The following is a 16,806-nucleotide window of genomic DNA, read 5'->3' as shown; positions in this document are numbered from 1 at the left end:
ATGTTTACAGGAATTGTTGCCGCCATCGGCAAGATTGAAACCGTGCAAGCACTCGAAGGCGGCCTCGACGCAGGCGTGCGCCTGACCATCCACGCGGGCGGCTTGCCGCTGGCCGACGTGGCCCTCGGCGATTCGATCGCCATCAATGGCGCCTGCATGACGGTGGTGGAAAAGTCGGACACGGGTTTTGCCGTCGATGTCTCGCGCGAAAGCCTCAATTGCACCGTGGGCCTCGATACGACGACGGAAGTGAACCTGGAAAAAGCCCTGACCCTGGCCGAGCGCCTGGGCGGCCACCTGGTGTCCGGCCACGTCGACGGCCTGGGCATCGTGCGCAAGTTCGAAGCCGTGGGCGAATCGTGGGAACTGGTGATCGAAGCGCCGCACGAACTGGCGAAATACCTGGCCTTCAAAGGTTCCGTCGTCGTCAATGGCGTGTCGCTGACCGTCAACAGAGTGGAAGACCTGGGCGCGGGCGCCGTCAACGGCTGCCGCTTCTCGATTAATTTGATTCCGCACACCATCGCCATGACGACCCTGAAACACTTGACGGTCAATGGCAAGGTCAACCTGGAAATCGACCTGATCGCCCGCTATGTCGAGCGCATGTTGTCGCTGGACAAGGCTGCCGCCTGATACAAGAACACCGCAACACATTCTCGCCTTGCCAAGCGTGTGTTGCTTTTCTTTCAGACGCGCATACTATGAAGCTTTCCGCAGTGGAGGCTAGCCATGGACCCGATTTCGCGCGCAACCGTGCCCAACACCATTCCGGCCACGTCCCGCGTGGATCAGACGGCGCCGCTGGCGCCCGCGCTGCCCGTGCCGCCGTCCAGCGCGGCGGCGACCCTTGCCGCTTTGTCATCGACCCAGGTCGACATCTCTCCGCTGTGCCAGTTCCTGTCCGGCGTGGCCTTGTCGCGCCGGCAACTGCTGGCCTTGCAGGGCGCCACGGACGAGGCCAGGGCGGCCAATACCCCCGTGAATGTCAATGACGACTTGCTGGCGCTGGCGCGGCAGTTGACGGAATCGTTCGCCCAGCTGCAAACGAGCGGCATCGACGCGAGCCAGCTGGCGACGGCCGGCGACACCCCGGGCAGCCTGGCGCAGCGTTACGATTTGCTGTCGGGCGACGGTACGACGGATGCGGCGGCCGCACTGGCGCAGGACGGTAGCCTGCTCACCCAAGCGCAACTGGCCCGCATCGGCATCGACTTGCGCAATGAAGATGTCGATCCCATCACTTTGCAGGCCGCGTATGCGGCCGACAGCAACGCCACCCTGGATGCCCTGCAACAGGGAACGGACGTGCTGGCGCAGGTGGGCGCCGTGCTGGCCCAGCAGCAGGGCGCGCCGCTGGCTGCTGCTGTCGAGGCGGATTTGACGGGCGACGCACTGCCGGCCAGCGCTGCGCAGGACTCGCAGGCCGCGCAGCCGCAAGCCATCGACGAGGCGCCGCCGCAAACGGCCGCGATTGCACAGCGACAGCTGGAATTGCAGCAGCAACTGGAAGCGCAAGAGCTGAACCTGGACTTGCAGGAATTGCGGCCCCCGTCGACGGCGCAACAAGCCGACAATACCGCGGACTTGCTGCAGGTGCAGCGCACGGACAGCCAGCGCGTGGATGCCCAGCGTGTTGACGACGAACGCCTCGACAGCGAACGTATTAATACCAGTCAGCAGACACAGCAGCAGGAAACCGCGCGGTTGGCCGAGCTGCGCCAGGGGCAAGTACAGCAGCAGGGCTTGCAGCAGCAGGCGCAAGCGGCGGCGGACGATGCGGCGCGGGCGCAGCTGGCCGCCAGCGATGCGCAAATGGCGGCCCAGGCGGCCAGCGAGCGGGCGCAATTGCTGGCGCGCGCCGCTCAGGGACAAGCCGATGCGGGCCTGGCGACGGCGCAAGCCCAGCTGGCCCAGCAAAATGCGCAGGCGCAAGAGATGGCGGCGCAAGCGGCGGGCCAGGCCGTGCCGCCACCGTCATCGCAAGACCCGTCCGTGGCGGCCGCCATCGCCGCGTATAACCTGAACAATGCGGCCCTGAATCCCGGCTTGATGAACCGGCCATTGCCGGCCAGCGACTCGCGCCTGCCGCTGGTGGCGCCGGTGGCGCCCGTGGAACCCGTCAAGCCCGTGACGAAAATCTAGGGCAGCAGGGTGGCGTCGAGGGTAATGTTGGCTTTAAGCAGCTTCGACACGGGACAGCCGGCCTTGGCCTTGCCCGTCAATTCCGCAAATTTCGCCTGGTCGGCGCCGGGAATTTTCGCTTTCAGGATCAGGTGGACGGCCGTGATGGCAAAGCCGTCGTCCACCTTGTCCAGGGTCACTTCGGCCGTCGTTTCCATCTTTTCCGCCGTCAGGCCCGCTTCGCCGAGGATCAGCGACAGGGCCATGGTGAAGCAGCCCGCGTGGGCGGCGCCGATCAGTTCCTCTGGGTTGGTGCCGGGCTTGCCTTCGAAGCGGCTGGCAAAGCCGTAGGGATATTCCTGCAAGGCGCCGCTGCGCGTGCTGATGGCGCCCTTGCCGTCCTTGATGCCGCCTGACCAGATGGCCGATCCGTTGGTTTTCATGTTGCCGCTCCTGTGTGGGGTGTCGCTGCGAATGGGTGTCAGCGCCGTGGCGGTGACTGGCTGATCTTATGCTCTTTGCAAGGCCGGCGGCGCGCGCCTTGCCGCCGCCGTGTGCGCTGGATCGCGGAATCGGCGCTTTGCGGGGCAGGCTGCGGCACCCATGCCGCAAACCTGTCTTATTTCAGGTCTGCAAGCGCTAAATCCTTTAAAATAGCGGGTTATAAGAAAATTCCCGGAAATCCGAGGAATATTCGCGCTCGACGTTCAGTTTTAGTTTCAGTTTTTAGTTACATTAACAACGCCCGGCAAAACCGTCGCGCAGCAGGTTTTGACTGGCGTCATACGAGGATGAATAATGTCTATATCGAGCACCGAAGAGATCGTCGCTGAATTGCGCGCCGGCCGCATGGTGATACTGGTCGATGAAGAAGACCGGGAAAATGAGGGCGATCTGGTGCTTGCCGCCGATTTCGTGACGCCTGAAGCCATCAATTTCATGATCACGCATGCGCGTGGCCTGGTCTGCCTGACCCTGACGGAAGAGCGTTGCGACGAGCTGAACCTGTCGATGATGACGTCGCGCAACGGCACCGCGTATGGCACCAACTTCACCGTGTCGATCGAAGCGGCCGAAGGCGTGACGACGGGCATTTCCGCCGCCGACCGCGCCAAGACCATCCAGGTAGCCGTGGCCAAGGGCACGCAGCCCAGCGATATCGTCCAGCCTGGCCATATCTTCCCCCTGAAAGCGCAAAAAGGCGGCGTGCTGATGCGCGCAGGCCATACGGAAGCCGGTTGCGACCTGACGGCCATGGCCGGCCTGACGCCCGCGTCCGTGATTTGCGAAATCATGAAGGACGACGGCACCATGGCGCGCCTGCCGGACTTGCTGGTGTTTGCCGAGCAGCATGGCCTGAAGATCGGCACGATTGCCGACCTGATCCATTACCGCAGCCAGACGGAGTCCCTGGTCGAGCGCGTTGCGGAGCGTACCCTGCACACGGCGCATGGCGAATTCCGCCTGATCGCCTTCCGCGACAAGCCCAGCGCGTCGGCCCACCTGGCCCTCGTGCATGGCGACCTGGCGCCCGGCCTGGAAGCGCTGGTGCGCGTGCACCAGCCCGTTTCCCTGCTGGACGTGCTGGAAAGCGAAGCGACCACCCACTCATGGACGGTGGCTGCCTCGATGGCCGCCATCAAGCAATCCGAGCGGGGCGTGATGGTCTTGCTGAACTGCGGCGAGACCTCGAGCGAGCTGTTTGCCCAGTTCGCCGCGCTCGATACGCCGCAAGCCAAGCCGAAAGGCCGTGCCGCCAGCATGGACTTGCGCAGCTACGGTATCGGCGCGCAAATCCTGCGCGACCTGGGCGTGAGCAAGATGCAATTGCTGGCCAGCCCCCGCAAGATGCCGTCGATGGTCGGTTTCGACCTGGAAGTCACGGGTTTTCAGTGCCATCCTGGCCAGACGTCGATGTGAGAGTAAACGATGGCGGCATGTGCATGCCGCCCTGAACCACCAGATTAAAGAGGCATATGATGACCGTAGGAACCTATGAAACCAATTTTGCCGGCGAAGGTTTGCGCGTCGGTATCGTCCAGGCACGATTCAATGAAATCGTCGGCGGTGGCTTGCTGTCGGCATGCCTGGAAGAGTTGAGCAAGCTGGGCGTGGCCGATGAAGATATCCTGCACGTGACCGTGCCGGGCGCCCTGGAAATCCCGCTGATTCTGCAAAAAATGGCAGAAACCGAGCAATTCGACGCCCTGATCGCACTGGGCGCCGTGATTCGCGGTGAAACCTACCACTTCGAGCTGGTATCGAACGAATCGGGCGCGGGCATCACGCGCGTCGGTCTCGATTACGGCATCCCCATCGCCAATGCAGTGTTGACGACGGAAAACGACGAGCAGGCGGAAGTGCGCATGCTGGTCAAAGGGGCTGAAGCGGCACGCGTGGCAGTGGAAATGGCTAATTTAGCGCAAGCGCTAGAAGAGTTGCAAGAATCCGAGGAGGACTAGCCGTGTAGTGAACGTCCGATAAAACGCCCATAGCTGCGTTGCAAGCCCTCGTCGTACATTCGTACTGTCTTCGGGCTCGCGCCTTGCTCTGAGCATTTTCTCGAACGTTCTGACACGCGGTTGGCTGCGGCGCGTTGAAAAGCGCGCCGTGCTGTCTCGCCGGAATTTGTAGTGAACACGTACTTAAGAACAGGTAACAATCATGACTGAGAAAAATTTGCTCGCCAACCCCAGCAAGAACCGCACGCCGCGTCACCGCGCGCGCGAGTTCGCGCTGCAGGGCTTGTACCAGTGGCTGCTGAACAATGAAGACGCGACCACCGTCGTGAACAATATTCGCGCGGCCCACGGCTTCGACAAGGCCGATGGCGATCATTTCACGGTGCTGCTGTACGGCGCCATCAAGGATTCGCTGGCGCTGCGCGACAGCATGGCACCCTTGATCGACCGCAATATCGCGGAACTGTCGCCCATCGAACACGGCATCCTGCTGATCGGCGCGTTCGAGCTGAAGAACAACATGGAAATTCCGTACCGCGTCGTCATCAACGAAGCGGTCGAGCTGGCCAAGTCGTTTGGCGGCATCGACGGTCACAAATATGTGAACGGCGTGCTGGACAAGCTGGCAGTGAAATTCCGTGAGGAAGAAGTCAACGCCAACAAGCGCAAGTAATAACGTAGGAGATCCTGCGGCTGATGCCGCAGGGCAATAAAAAAGCCACCGGCACTTGCGTGCGGTGGCTTTTTCATTGGATGCTGCTTTTCGGATGCCCCTGTGAGGGCTTTTAAAGGGTCACAGGCCGGCGATCTCGTTGTGCTGTGCAATCTTGATGGTAATGTTGCCGCTTTCCGCTGCAGGCGCCTTGGCTGGCGCCGGCGTGTTCGATGCCATCACCGGCGTCGTGGTCGGCACGCGCTGGCCGGCCGATACTTGTTTCAGGCGGCGGTATTCGGCCAGCACGCGCGAGCCGTAGCCCGAGTCGGTGGCGAAGTTGGCGGCGCCCACATAGGTTTTCAAACCCGCTTCGACGGAACCGCCACGCGTGACGTAGTCTTTCAGGATCAGGGAGCCGACGCGGATGTTGGCGACGGGATTCAGGGCTGCCTGCACGCCGCCCATTTCCTGGAAGCGCTCATGGTGCACTTTCGACATGACTTGCATCAAGCCTTGCGCGCCGACGGGGCTTTCCGCGAACGGGTTCAAGCCCGATTCGATGGCCATCACGGCCAGGATCAGCAGCGGGTCCAGCTTGATTTCGCGGGCCGTCAGGTATGCCGTCGAGACGAGCATATTGGTCGCATCGTTGGCCACGCGGTAGCGCTTGGAGAGCCAGTTGGTGACCCATTGCTGCTGCTTTTGCGTGCCCAGCAAGGCTTTTTCTTCCTTGGTCAAAGGTGCTTCGCTGGCGGCGGCCGTTTGCACGGATGCCGGCGCTTCCATCAGGGCCGACAGGGCCGGCGCTTCAACGGCTTGCGCCTCTGCCATCGGCAGCGGGAACAGGCTGTGCGTCAGTTGCTTGCCCAGGTCCGGGCGGAACATCAGCAGGGCGATCAGTGCCAGGGCGGAAATGCCGAAGACTGTCAGTGTGTGTTGCGCGGTGGTCAAAACACCACGTGCCGAAATGGCTTGTGCGCGGGCGCGCAAACGCGCCAACGCTGGCTGGCCAGCCACGGTTGAAGCAGGCAATGCTGCTTCAGTGCTACGATGAGTCATAGAGTTCCCCGAAATGTCGCGTCAACAGGCGGTCCCTCCGCGGTGTCGCGGTGTTGTGGGTACTGCCAATGCCGTGCATCAGAAATATCATCGTTTCCGCCGCGTATGGATGCGTGCGAGAAACGCCGTCATTGCTTGCTTGAGCTGATCGGTCCCATGCTGGTATTGGATCAGTCGCAATACAACTTTTACCGGGGGTAAGGCAGACGCCTTTTGAAAACACTCCTTAAAATGTCATGTGGAGCCCCGACTCCGTGAATGAAAGAGAAACGCTAAAATCAAGCTCTGGGCCGGCGTGCTCTTTCAAGTTGGGCGAATTGTAGAAGCCGTTTTATATCAAGTCAATACTAACGAATCGTTTCTTTATTACTTTTATGTCTTACTTTTTGACTTGCATTGTGCCAAAAGCCAATAAAATCAATTACTTGGCATAGATCCTTCAGCAACGGCGTCCGACGTCAAAAAAAATTAAAAACACATGAAATATTCAGATTTACGAGATTTTATTTCTCAAATGCAACAAATGGGTGAACTTAAGCCCATTTCGACCCCCATTTCACCGATTTTAGAGATGACGGAAGTGTGCGACCGCACCCTGCGCGCGGGCGGACCGGCCTTGCTGTTCAACAATCCGACGGGATACGACATGCCGGTGCTGGGCAATCTGTTCGGCACCACGCGCCGCGTGGCGCTGGGCATGGGCGCGGAAGACGTCAGCGAATTGCGCAAGATCGGCCATGTGCTGGCGCGCCTGAAGGAACCGGAGCCGCCGAAGGATTTCAAGGATCTGCTGGGCCTGGGTTCCTTGGTGAAATCCGTGTGGGATATGTCGCCGAAAGAGTTGCGCGGCGCCAAATGCCAGGAAATCGTCTGGGAGGGCAATGACGTCGACCTGGCGCGCCTGCCGATCCAGCATTGCTGGCCCGGCGACGTCGCTCCCCTGATCACCTGGGGCCTGGTGATCACCAAGGGTCCGAACAAGAAGCGGCAAAACCTCGGCATCTACCGCCAGCAAGTGCTGGGACGTAACAAGGTCATCATGCGCTGGCTGGCGCACCGGGGCGGGGCGCTGGACTTCCGCGAGCATGCGATCCAGAGCAAGGGCAAGCCGTATCCGATCGCCGTCGCCCTCGGTGCCGATCCCGCTACTATATTAGGGGCCGTCACGCCGGTGCCGGACAGCCTGTCCGAATACCAGTTCGCCGGCCTGCTGCGCGGCAGCCGCACGGAGCTGGTGAAAGCCATCGGCAGCGAGCTGCGCGTGCCCGCCTCGGCCGAAATTGTGCTCGAAGGTCATATCTACCCGGACGAAAATCATCCGAGCGGCTACGAGCACGCGCTGGAAGGACCGTATGGCGACCACACGGGCTACTATAATGAGCAGGACAGTTTCCCCGTGTTTACCATCGACCGCATCACCATGCGCCGCGACCCGATCTACCACTCCACGTATACAGGCAAACCGCCGGACGAACCGGCCGTGCTGGGCCTGGCCCTGAACGAAGTGTTCGTGCCGCTGCTGCAAAAGCAGTTCAGCGAAATCACGGATTTCTATCTGCCGCCCGAAGGCTGCAGCTACCGCATGGCCGTGGTGCAGATCAAGAAACAGTACGCGGGCCACGCCAAGCGCGTGATGTTCGGTGTATGGAGCTTTTTGCGCCAGTTCATGTATACCAAGTTCATCGTCGTCGTCGACGAAGACGTGAATATCCGCGACTGGAAAGAAGTCATCTGGGCCATCACCACGCGGGTCGACCCGATTCGCGACACCACCCTGGTCGACAATACGCCCATCGATTACCTGGACTTTGCCTCGCCCGTCAGCGGCCTGGGCAGCAAGATGGGCATCGATGCGACAAATAAATGGCCGGGCGAAACGACGCGCGAGTGGGGCACGACGATCGCCATGACGCCGGAAGTGAAGGCCAGGGTGGACGGCATCTGGCAAGAGCTGGGTTTGTAGGTATTGGGTAGGTCGGGGTAGGTCGGGTTAGCGCTGGCGCGTAACCCGACGTTGCGGCTTGGCAGTGTCGGCCGCGTATTCAGCAGTGTCGGCTTACGGCCTGCGGCCTAAGCCGACCTACGCCGACCTGCGCCGACGTACACAGCATTGAGACGGCAATTTCCCAATCTTGCGCAGGTCGGTTATAATTGTCCCTGGCGGGCCCCTGCGCATCGTGGCATGGCTAACCTGGTCAGGTCGGGAACGAAGCAGCCACGGCTATTAACCATGAGTGCCGCAGATCAGGCTCGCCTCCTTCGGGAATGTTTTATCAGGATCAACAATCAAGCTGCCATGGGCAGCTTTTTTGCTTTTACGGCGCCATTTTCCTGCGACGCCGCAGCATTGCCGGGCTTGCCGTGTTTTCCATATTTCCAGCTGGCCATGTTATACAATTGCTGCTTTGCCGCGTTTGCCAGGTTTGCCTGGCCCGGCCATGAGGCTTGCGCCCGCCGCGCAGGATCACCCGCAAAATCGCATGGTAAAATCTCAGCATGTCCTATCAAGTCCTCGCCCGTAAATACCGCCCCAAGAATTTCGAGACGCTCGTCGGCCAGGAGCACGTCGTGCGCGCGCTCACGCATGCCTTGCACAGCGGCCGCTTGCATCACGCCTACCTGTTCACGGGCACGCGCGGCGTCGGCAAGACGACCCTGTCGCGCATCCTGGCCAAATCGCTCAATTGCATCGGTCCCGACGGCACGGGCGGCATCACGGCTCAGCCTTGCGGCGTGTGCGAAGCGTGCACGGCGATCGACGCGGGACGCTTTGTCGACTATATAGAGATGGATGCGGCGTCGAACCGCGGCGTCGATGAAATGGCGCAACTGCTGGAGCAGGCGGTCTACGCGCCCAGCAATGCGCGCTTCAAGGTCTATATGATCGATGAGGTGCACATGCTGACCAATCACGCCTTCAATTCCATGCTGAAGACGCTGGAAGAGCCGCCCGAGCACGTCAAGTTCATCCTGGCCACGACGGACCCGCAAAAGATACCCGTGACCGTGCTGTCGCGCTGCCTGCAGTTCAACCTCAAGCAGATGCCGCCCGGCCACATCATCAGCCACCTGGACAATATCCTGGGGCAGGAAGGCATCGCCTTCGAACAGCCGGCCTTGCGCCTGCTGGCCCAGGGCGCCCACGGTTCCATGCGCGACGCGCTGTCCCTGACGGACCAGGCCATCGCGTATGCGGCCGGCGAAGTCACGCTCGACGCCGTGCAAGGCATGCTGGGCGCGCTCGACCAGTCCTACCTGGTGCGCCTGCTCGACGCGCTGGCGCAGCAGGATGGCGCCGACTTGCTGGCCGTGGCCGACGAGATGGCCTCGCGCAGCCTGTCCTACAACGGCGCCCTGCAGGATTTGGGCACGTTATTGCACCGCATTGCGCTGGCGCAAACCGTGCCCGCTGCCTTGCCGCAGGATTTGCCCGAATACGCGGACATCGTGCGTCTGGCCGCCGCCTTCGACGCGGAAGAAGTGCAGCTGTTTTACCAGATCGCCGTGCATGGCCGCAATGAACTGGGCCTGGCGCCCGATGAATACGCAGGCTTTACCATGACCTTGCTGCGCATGCTGGCCTTTCGGCCCGGCATAGGCGGCGCCGAAGGCGTGCCGGCTGCCGCACCTGCGTCGGCTCCTGGCAATCGTCCCGCCGCCGTGGCCGCCGCGCGCGCCGCCGCCGGCGCATCCGCACCGGCCGCCCGCGCCGCCACGAACAGCGTGGCCAGCCATGCCGCCGTGACACCGCCCGCCGTTGTGGCCGCAGCCGCCGCCAGCATGGCCCGCAGCGAAGCGCCGCCGCCACGCGCAGCGGCGCCCGCACCGGCACCCGCACCCGCACCTGCAGCAGCCCCGGCAGCCGCACCAGCGGCGCCGCCGCCCGCCGCTCCTGTTCCTGCGGCTGCCCCGGCAGCATCGGGCGCCCCGATCAGTTCCGCCCGCGCCGCCATCAATGCGGCGCTGGAAGCGGCCCGCGCCGCCTCGAAAGGCCGTCCTGGCAGCGCGCCGTCGGCGCCATCGTCGGCGCCCAAGCCGGCCGCTCCGGCACCGGCCGCCGTAGTCGCCGCGCCAGCCCCGGCCGCGCCCGTCCAGGCGGCACCGCCACCGGCCGCCGCGCAAGCGCCGGCGCCGTGGGACGATGCGCCGCCCGTGGCCGTGATGGAAGCGCCCGCGCCGGTGCCGCCTGCGCGTCCTGCCGCGCCGCCGCCACAGCAGCAAGCAGATGACGACTTGCCGCCGTGGGTTACCGAATTTTCCGACGACAGCGCCTCTGCCGCCGTGTCCGCGCCCGCCGCGCAGGGCAGCGAGCAACCCGCCGTCGTCATGCCGCAGCGTGCCGCCAAGCAAGCAGCGCCCAGCGGGCCGTATGTGATCACGCCCGTTCCCGGCCTGGACTGGGACGGCAACTGGCCGGCCGTGGCCGCCGTGCTGCCTCTGCGCGGCGTGGCCCAGCAGCTGGCCGTGCAGGCCGAGCTGATCGAATGCCTGCACGACGGCCACAGCACCACGTTCCGCCTGCGCGTGCCGATCGACACGTGGCGCAGCCCGGCCAACGTGGAAAAACTGGCGGCCGCGCTGAGCGAGCGCTTCGGCCGCAAGGTCAATGTCGATACGGAACTGGGCGCCGTCTGGTACACGGCCAGCGCGGAAGCGCAGGCCCACCGCGAGGCGTGCCAGCTTGCCGCGGAAGCAACCATCGCCAGCGATCCCTTTGTGCTCGACATGAAGCGTGCATTCGACGCTTTTGTCGTGCCGGGAACGATTACCCCTGCACCGGCCGGCTCCGCCGCGCCGACCCTGCATTGATGATTAACACACTCACAAACTGAATTAACGGAGCATTCTTATGATGAAAAATCAACTGGCTGGCCTGATGAAGCAGGCGCAAGCAATGCAAGACAACATGAAAAAGGCCCAGGAACAACTGGCGCTGGTGGAAGTGGAAGGCCAGTCCGGCGCCGGCCTCGTGAAAATCGTCATGACGTGCAAGAACGACGTCAAGCGCGTGTCCATCGACCCGTCGCTGCTGGCCGACGACAAGGACATGCTGGAAGACCTGGTGGCTGCCGCCTTCAACGACGCCGTGCGCAAGGCGGAAGCGACGTCCGCGGAAAAAATGGCAGGCTTGACCGGCGGCATGAACTTGCCAGCCGGCTTCAAAATGCCATTCTGATGCAATACCGCATGCGCCCGATCGATGGCACGGGGCAGGGTTGATCCATGTCCAAGTCGCTTGAATTTTTGACCGAGGCGCTGCGGCGCCTGCCCGGCGTCGGCCCCAAGTCGGCGCAGCGGATGGCGTTTCATTTGTTGCAGCACGACAGGGAAGGCGCGGCCATGCTGTCGCGCGCCTTGTTCCAGGCCGTCGATGCCGTGCATCACTGCGGCCTGTGCAACACCTTTACCGAACATGAAGTGTGCGAGACCTGTCTCGACGAAGAGCGCGACAAGCGCTTGCTGTGCGTGGTGGAAACGCCCGCCGACCAGCTGATGATCGAGCAGACGCTGACCTACAAGGGCTTGTATTTCGTCCTCATGGGACGACTGTCTCCGCTGGACGGCATCGGCCCGAAAGATATCCACCTCGAAAAACTATTAAACCGCGCCAACGATGGCGTGGTCGGTGAAGTGGTGCTGGCCACCAACTTCACGAATGAAGGCGAAGCGACGGCCCATTACATCAGCGAAATGCTGAAGGCGCGGGGCTTGCGCGTGAGCCGCCTGGCCCGCGGCGTGCCCGTGGGTGGCGAACTGGAATACGTCGACGCGGGCACGATTGCCCGCGCGATGCTCGACCGCAGGGCAACCTGAGCACAACATGACAGAATCCTCCGCGACCACTGGTCCATTGCAAGGCATTAAAGTGCTGGAACTGGGCACCCTGATCGCGGGGCCGTTCTGCGCCCGCATGCTGGCCGAATTCGGCGCCGACGTGATCAAGATCGAGTCGCCCGATGGCGGCGACCCCATCCGTACCTGGAGAGTGCTGAAGGACGGCACCTCGCTGTGGTGGTCGGTGCAGGCGCGCAACAAGAAAAGTCTGACCTTGAACCTGAAGGCGCCGGAAGGGCGGGAAATCGCCCGCCAGCTGGCCCTGGAAGCGGACATCATCATCGAGAACTACCGCCCCGGCGTGCTGGAAAAGTGGGACCTCGGCTATGAACAGCTGAAAAAGGAAAAGCCGTCTCTGATCATGGTGCGCCTGTCCGGCTTTGGCCAGACGGGGCCGATGAAGGACTTGCCCGGCTTCGGCGCCATTGGCGAATCGATGGGCGGCTTGCGCTATGTGTCCGGCTTTGCCGACCGTCCGCCCGTGCGGGTCGGCGTGTCGATCGGCGACTCGGTGGCGGCCCTGCACGGCGTGATCGGCGCCATGATGGCGCTGCGCCACCGCGACGTGACGGGCGGGCGGGACGGCGGGCAAGGGCAGATGGTCGACGTGGCCCTGTATGAATCCGTGTTCAACCTGATGGAGTCCTTGGTGCCCGAATACGACCAGGCGGGCGTGGTGCGCGAGCGCACGGGCGGCTCGCTGCCCGGCATCGTGCCCTCGAATACCTACACGACGGGCGACGGCGAAAACATCGTGATTGCGGGTAATGGCGACGCCATCTTCAAGCGCTTGATGCTGGCCATGGGCCGCATCGACATGGCGGGCGACCCGCAGCTGGCGCGCAACGACGGCCGGGTGGCGCGCACGCAGGAAATCGACGACGCCATCGGCGCCTGGTGCGCCACGCACACGATAGCCAGCGCGCTGGCCGTGCTGAAGGCCGCCGACGTACCGGCCGGGAAGATTTACTCGGTGCGCGACATGATGAGCGATCCGCAATTTCTCGCCCGCGACATGTTCGAACAGCACCATTTCGCCGACGGCACGCCCGTCAAATTGCCCGCCATCAGCCCGAAACTGTCGGCCACGCCGGGCAAGACGCAGTGGCTGGGGCCGGCCCTGGGCCAGCACAACGACGAGGTGCTGGCGTCGCTCGGCTATGACGCCGCCGCCATCGCGCAACTGAAGGCCGATGGGGTGGTATAGATAGGATCAGATAGATGAGTGACGGCTAGGTGGGGTAGGTCGGGTAGGTCGGATTAGCGGCGTAGCTGCGTAATCCGACAACCACCACGTCACGTTATCGACACCACCACGCCACGTTACCGACACCACCAGCCAAGCCAACAATGTTGTCGGCTTACGCGCTTCGCGCTAAGCCGACCTACGCAACTCACTGATACCTGTCATGCATCGAATTTTCCGTACCGCGCTTGTCCTGGCATCCAGCACTATCCTCCTCTCCGCCTGCGCCAGCTTTCCCCACGACGCGCCGATTACCGGCCTGCGCCTGATCGGCGAGCAGCGCATCGCGCTTAAGTACGCGTTCGAGGGCACCACGGTGGGCGGCTTGTCCGGCATCGACTACGATGCGGCGAGCAATACTTGGGTGATGGAAAGCGATGACCGCTCGGAAATCAATCCGGCCCGCTTCTACCGTGCTGCCTTGAATTACGACAGCAAGGCGTTCTCCGGCGTGACCTTGAGCAGTGTGCATTTCTTCACGCAGCCCGACGGCAGCCGCTACCCGAACCTGGCCCATGCAAAACTGGACCGGGGCGACCAGGTGCCCGACATCGAAACCATCCGCGTCGATCCGCAGGACGGCAGCCTGTGGTACGGCAGCGAAGGCAACCGTAAAGTGGGCTTGCATCCGTTCGTGCGCCATGCGGACCGCGATGGAAAATTCCTCGCCACCTTGCCCACGCCCGCCATGTTCAATGTCTCGAAGGAAGAAATCGGCTCGCGCAACAACATGACGTTTGAAGCGCTGTCGTTTGCCAGCGATGGCAAGAGCTTGTGGCTGGGCATGGAAGCGGCCCTGTACCAGGACGGCCCGTTGGCCACGCCCGACAACGGCTCCGTGGTGCGCATCACGCGATTGGACCGCGCGGGCAAGGTGCTGGGCCAGTATGCGTATCCGATTGAGCCCGTGGCGTCGCGGCCCGCACCGGGGCGCGAGGCGGACAATGGCGTGTCGGAAATCCTCGCGGTGAACGGCCATCAGGTGCTGGTGGTGGAGCGGGCCGGCGTGGCCAACGCGAACGGCCTGTACACGAATCACGTGCGCATCTACGAAATGGAGACGGATGGCGCCACCGATATCCGGGATATCCCGGCCCTGGCGGGCGCGGCTTATGTGCCGGCGCGCAAGCGATTGCTGCTGGACCTGGAAAAGACCGGCCTGCCCCGGGTCGACAATATCGAAGGCATCAGCTGGGGGCCGCGTCTGGAAAACGGCCGCCGCAGCCTGGTGGTGATTTCCGACGACAATTTCAATCCGCAGCAAGTCACGCAAATCCTTGCCTTCGAAGTGCTCTAGTTTCCAGGCTGGCCAGCTGGCCCGCCTGCCTGGCCAGCATGGCCGTGATCGTGTCGTGCGGCGACGGGTGGCCTAAAAAGTATCCCTGGGCCATGTCGCAGCCGTATTCTTCCAGCATCAGCAGTTGCTCGTCCGTCTCCACGCCCTCGGCCACCACCACCATTTTCAAGCCGTGCGCCATGGCGATGATGGCGCGCGTGATGGCCGCATTTTCCGTATCCTGCGGCAAGCCGGCGATAAAACTCTTGTCGATTTTTAAAGCCCGCACGTCGAAGCGCTTCAGATAATTCATCGACGAATATCCCGTGCCGAAGTCGTCGATGGACAGGTAGACGCCGATGCCGCGCAATTGCTCCAGGGTCACCATGGTGGCGCGCGCATCGTCCATCAGGGTACCTTCCGTCAATTCCAGTTCCAGCAGGCGCGCATCGAGGCCCGTGTCGGCCAGTGCCGAGAGCACGATCTGCATCAGGTTTTCATCCTTGAATTGTTTGGCCGACAGGTTGACGGCCATGCGGATGGCGCGCCCGCCATGGCTTTGCCAGGCCTTGGCCTGGTTGCAGGCCGTGCGCAGCACCCATTCGCCGATGGGCACGATCAGTCCCGTCTCTTCGGCCAGCGGGATGAATTCCGTGGGCGAGATGATGCCCCGCTCCGGATGGCGCCACCGCACCAGCGCTTCCACGCCCACGATCTGCGTGCTGGGCACATCGATCTGCGGCTGGTACAGCAGATACAGTTCGTTGTTTTGCAAGGCTTTGCGCAAGCCCACTTCCATCTTGACGTGGCTCATGATTTCCATCGTCAGCGAGGAGCTGTACAGCTTGGCGTTGTTCTTGCCGCAGTTCTTCGCGTGATACATGGCCGTGTCCGCATATTTCAACAGCGAGTTGCAGTCCTCGCCATCTTCCGGATACAGCGAGATGCCGATGCTGGCCGTGACGAAAATCTCGTGCCCCTCGATCATGAAAGGCCGGCGCATGGCTTCCTTGACACGGTGCGCCACGTTCAGCGCGTCTTCCACCCGCTCCAGGTCGGGGATCAGGATCGTGAATTCGTCGCCGCCCAGGCGCGCCAGGTTGCTGCCGCCGGAGGACGCCTCGAACTCGTGCTCGGCGCGCAGCACCAGGTCGCTGGGGCGGATGGTTTCGCGCAGGCGCTCGGACACCACCTTGAGCAAATGGTCGCCCACGTCGTGGCCCAGGGTGTCGTTGATGCGCTTGAAGGCGTCCAGGTCCATGAACAGCACGGCGAATTTCTTGTCGTGCTCTTTCGAACGCAGCAGTTCCCGTTCCAGGGTTTCCAGGAAGGCCTGGCGGTTGGGGATGCCCGTCAGGCTGTCGCAATAGGCGAGGCGGCGGATCTGCTCTTCCGTGCGCTTGCGCTCGCTGATGTCGCGCACCAGGCCCAGCACCTCGTCGGCCCCCGTCGCCACCAGGCGTGCCTCGAAATGGCGCGTGCTGTCCTCGTGCGTGAGCGTGTAGTCGACCGAGCCGATGTGCTGCGTGGCCAGCACCGCGTGCGCCTTGTCGAGCAGGCGCGCGGCGATTTCGGGCGGCAGCACGTCGCGGATATGGCTGCCCACGCAGTTGCTGATGGAAAAGCCGGCGCTGGCGTCGTGGCCCTGTTCGTAGTCGAGATAAAAGCCTTCGCGGTTGAGACGGAAGAAGGTGTCGGGGATGGCGGCCAGCACGGCGCGGTTGTGCGCGTCGGCGATGCGCAGGCGGGCGATGGCGTCGCTGGCGCGCAGCACGTACAGCACGCGGTGCCCGAGGATGGGCCAGTTGATGGGTTTGGAAATGAAATCGGTGGCGCCCACCTCGTAGGCGCGCGTGACGGCTTCCAGTTCGTCGCCGCCCGTGACCATGATGACGGGCACCGTGCCGCCCACTTCTTGGTGGCGGATTTCGCGGCACACGGCAAAGCCGTCCATGGCCGGCATGTCGACGTCGAGCATGACGAGGTCCGGCCCGCTGTGCTTGTAGCTGGCCAGCGCCTGCACGCCGTCTTCGGCCTCGATCACGTCCAGGCCCACTTGCGTGAGCATTTGCCGCATCAGCAAGCGCATCACGGGATCGTCGTCGGCCACCAGCACCAGGCCGCGGGGAGGGGAGAGGGGCGCTGTCAT

14 protein-coding genes and 1 other RNA gene are annotated in these 16,806 nt (G+C 63.0%); 12 read left to right on the top strand and 3 right to left on the bottom strand.

What is annotated here, in order from left to right:
* Together OX462_RS19960 and OX462_RS19955 are read left to right on the top strand one after the other, a co-directional pair.
* Positions 1-636, top strand: a complete 636-nt coding sequence (locus tag OX462_RS19960; protein ID WP_099409954.1) for a riboflavin synthase — start codon at positions 1-3, stop codon at positions 634-636.
* A gap of 96 nt (positions 637-732) precedes the next feature.
* Positions 733-2,145: a hypothetical protein gene (locus tag OX462_RS19955; RefSeq protein ID WP_409026888.1), complete on the top strand. Its 1,413-nt coding sequence runs from the start codon at positions 733-735 to the stop codon at positions 2,143-2,145.
* Here OX462_RS19955 and OX462_RS19950 read toward each other — a convergent pair.
* Positions 2,142-2,567 (bottom strand): OsmC family protein, encoded by a 426-nt coding sequence (locus tag OX462_RS19950; protein ID WP_409026887.1) that lies wholly within the window; start codon positions 2,565-2,567, stop codon positions 2,142-2,144. The two genes, OX462_RS19955 and OX462_RS19950, sit on opposite strands and share 4 nt — an antisense overlap.
* A gap of 355 nt (positions 2,568-2,922) precedes the next feature.
* Between OX462_RS19950 and ribBA the strand changes: the two genes are divergently transcribed.
* From ribBA to nusB, 3 genes are all read left to right on the top strand, one after another.
* Positions 2,923-4,044, top strand: a complete 1,122-nt coding sequence (gene ribBA / locus OX462_RS19945) for a bifunctional 3,4-dihydroxy-2-butanone-4-phosphate synthase/GTP cyclohydrolase II (RefSeq protein WP_070219577.1) — start codon at positions 2,923-2,925, stop codon at positions 4,042-4,044.
* Between the two features lie 59 nt (positions 4,045-4,103).
* Positions 4,104-4,586, top strand: coding sequence for a 6,7-dimethyl-8-ribityllumazine synthase (gene ribH, locus OX462_RS19940; protein WP_070219579.1), 483 nt, complete (start codon positions 4,104-4,106; stop codon positions 4,584-4,586).
* A 202-nt stretch (positions 4,587-4,788) separates the two neighbouring features.
* Complete coding sequence (nusB, locus tag OX462_RS19935; protein ID WP_070219581.1) at positions 4,789-5,259, top strand: transcription antitermination factor NusB; 471 nt, start codon at positions 4,789-4,791, stop codon at positions 5,257-5,259.
* Positions 5,260-5,379: 120 nt separating this feature from the next.
* Here nusB and OX462_RS19930 read toward each other — a convergent pair whose 3' ends face one another.
* The gene (locus OX462_RS19930; RefSeq protein WP_409026886.1) at positions 5,380-6,300 is read right to left on the bottom strand and encodes a transglycosylase SLT domain-containing protein; all 921 of its coding nucleotides are present in this window, start codon (positions 6,298-6,300) and stop codon (positions 5,380-5,382) included.
* Between the two features lie 478 nt (positions 6,301-6,778).
* On the opposite strand from OX462_RS19930, the gene ubiD reads away from it, so the two are divergent.
* The 7 genes from ubiD (at position 6,779) to OX462_RS19895 (ending at position 14,678) form a co-directional block, all read left to right on the top strand.
* A complete protein-coding gene (ubiD, locus tag OX462_RS19925) occupies positions 6,779-8,263 on the top strand; it encodes a 4-hydroxy-3-polyprenylbenzoate decarboxylase (protein WP_409026885.1) in 1,485 nt (494 codons plus the stop codon).
* A 196-nt stretch (positions 8,264-8,459) separates the two neighbouring features.
* An RNA gene (gene ffs, locus OX462_RS19920) (signal recognition particle sRNA small type) lies at positions 8,460-8,558 on the top strand.
* Positions 8,559-8,796: 238 nt separating this feature from the next.
* Positions 8,797-11,109, top strand: a complete 2,313-nt coding sequence (gene dnaX / locus OX462_RS19915) for a DNA polymerase III subunit gamma/tau (protein WP_409026884.1) — start codon at positions 8,797-8,799, stop codon at positions 11,107-11,109.
* A 40-nt stretch (positions 11,110-11,149) separates the two neighbouring features.
* On the top strand, positions 11,150-11,476 hold the full coding sequence (locus OX462_RS19910; protein WP_034759121.1) for a YbaB/EbfC family nucleoid-associated protein: 327 nt from the start codon (positions 11,150-11,152) through the stop codon (positions 11,474-11,476).
* A gap of 47 nt (positions 11,477-11,523) precedes the next feature.
* Positions 11,524-12,114 carry a recombination mediator RecR gene (gene recR / locus OX462_RS19905; RefSeq protein ID WP_034786598.1) on the top strand — a complete coding sequence of 197 codons (591 nt, stop codon included), beginning with the start codon at positions 11,524-11,526 and terminating at the stop codon, positions 12,112-12,114.
* A 7-nt stretch (positions 12,115-12,121) separates the two neighbouring features.
* Positions 12,122-13,342 carry a CaiB/BaiF CoA transferase family protein gene (locus OX462_RS19900; protein ID WP_409026883.1) on the top strand — a complete coding sequence of 407 codons (1,221 nt, stop codon included), beginning with the start codon at positions 12,122-12,124 and terminating at the stop codon, positions 13,340-13,342.
* Between the two features lie 202 nt (positions 13,343-13,544).
* Complete coding sequence (locus tag OX462_RS19895) at positions 13,545-14,678, top strand: esterase-like activity of phytase family protein (protein ID WP_409026882.1); 1,134 nt, start codon at positions 13,545-13,547, stop codon at positions 14,676-14,678.
* On the opposite strand, the gene OX462_RS19890 is transcribed toward OX462_RS19895, so the two are convergent.
* Positions 14,647-16,806: a putative bifunctional diguanylate cyclase/phosphodiesterase gene (locus OX462_RS19890; protein ID WP_409026881.1), complete on the bottom strand. Its 2,160-nt coding sequence runs from the start codon at positions 16,804-16,806 to the stop codon at positions 14,647-14,649. The two genes, OX462_RS19895 and OX462_RS19890, sit on opposite strands and share 32 nt — an antisense overlap.

The sequence above is a fragment of the Janthinobacterium aestuarii genome (genome assembly GCF_046113285.1).
Lineage (GTDB): Bacteria > Pseudomonadota > Gammaproteobacteria > Burkholderiales > Burkholderiaceae_D > Janthinobacterium.
The sequence above is the reverse complement of the archived record's forward strand: the minus strand, read 5'-3'. Positions and strand labels throughout refer to the sequence as shown.

Excerpts from the sequence above, each read along its gene's own strand:
- OX462_RS19910 (WP_034759121.1), top strand. The coding sequence starts at position 11,150 with ATGATGAAAAATCAACTGGCTGGCCTGATGAAGCAGGCGCAAGCAATG.
- ubiD (WP_409026885.1), top strand. The coding sequence starts at position 6,779 with ATGAAATATTCAGATTTACGAGATTTTATTTCTCAAATGCAACAAATG.
- OX462_RS19895 (WP_409026882.1), top strand. The coding sequence starts at position 13,545 with ATGCATCGAATTTTCCGTACCGCGCTTGTCCTGGCATCCAGCACTATC.
- recR (WP_034786598.1), top strand. The coding sequence starts at position 11,524 with ATGTCCAAGTCGCTTGAATTTTTGACCGAGGCGCTGCGGCGCCTGCCC.
- dnaX (WP_409026884.1), top strand. The coding sequence starts at position 8,797 with ATGTCCTATCAAGTCCTCGCCCGTAAATACCGCCCCAAGAATTTCGAG.
- nusB (WP_070219581.1), top strand. The coding sequence starts at position 4,789 with ATGACTGAGAAAAATTTGCTCGCCAACCCCAGCAAGAACCGCACGCCG.
- OX462_RS19900 (WP_409026883.1), top strand. The coding sequence starts at position 12,122 with ATGACAGAATCCTCCGCGACCACTGGTCCATTGCAAGGCATTAAAGTG.
- OX462_RS19960 (WP_099409954.1), top strand. The coding sequence starts at position 1 with ATGTTTACAGGAATTGTTGCCGCCATCGGCAAGATTGAAACCGTGCAA.
- OX462_RS19930 (WP_409026886.1), bottom strand. The coding sequence starts at position 6,300 with ATGACTCATCGTAGCACTGAAGCAGCATTGCCTGCTTCAACCGTGGCT.
- ribBA (WP_070219577.1), top strand. The coding sequence starts at position 2,923 with ATGTCTATATCGAGCACCGAAGAGATCGTCGCTGAATTGCGCGCCGGC.
- OX462_RS19950 (WP_409026887.1), bottom strand. The coding sequence starts at position 2,567 with ATGAAAACCAACGGATCGGCCATCTGGTCAGGCGGCATCAAGGACGGC.
- OX462_RS19890 (WP_409026881.1), bottom strand. The coding sequence starts at position 16,806 with ATGACAGCGCCCCTCTCCCCTCCCCGCGGCCTGGTGCTGGTGGCCGAC.
- OX462_RS19955 (WP_409026888.1), top strand. The coding sequence starts at position 733 with ATGGACCCGATTTCGCGCGCAACCGTGCCCAACACCATTCCGGCCACG.
- ribH (WP_070219579.1), top strand. The coding sequence starts at position 4,104 with ATGACCGTAGGAACCTATGAAACCAATTTTGCCGGCGAAGGTTTGCGC.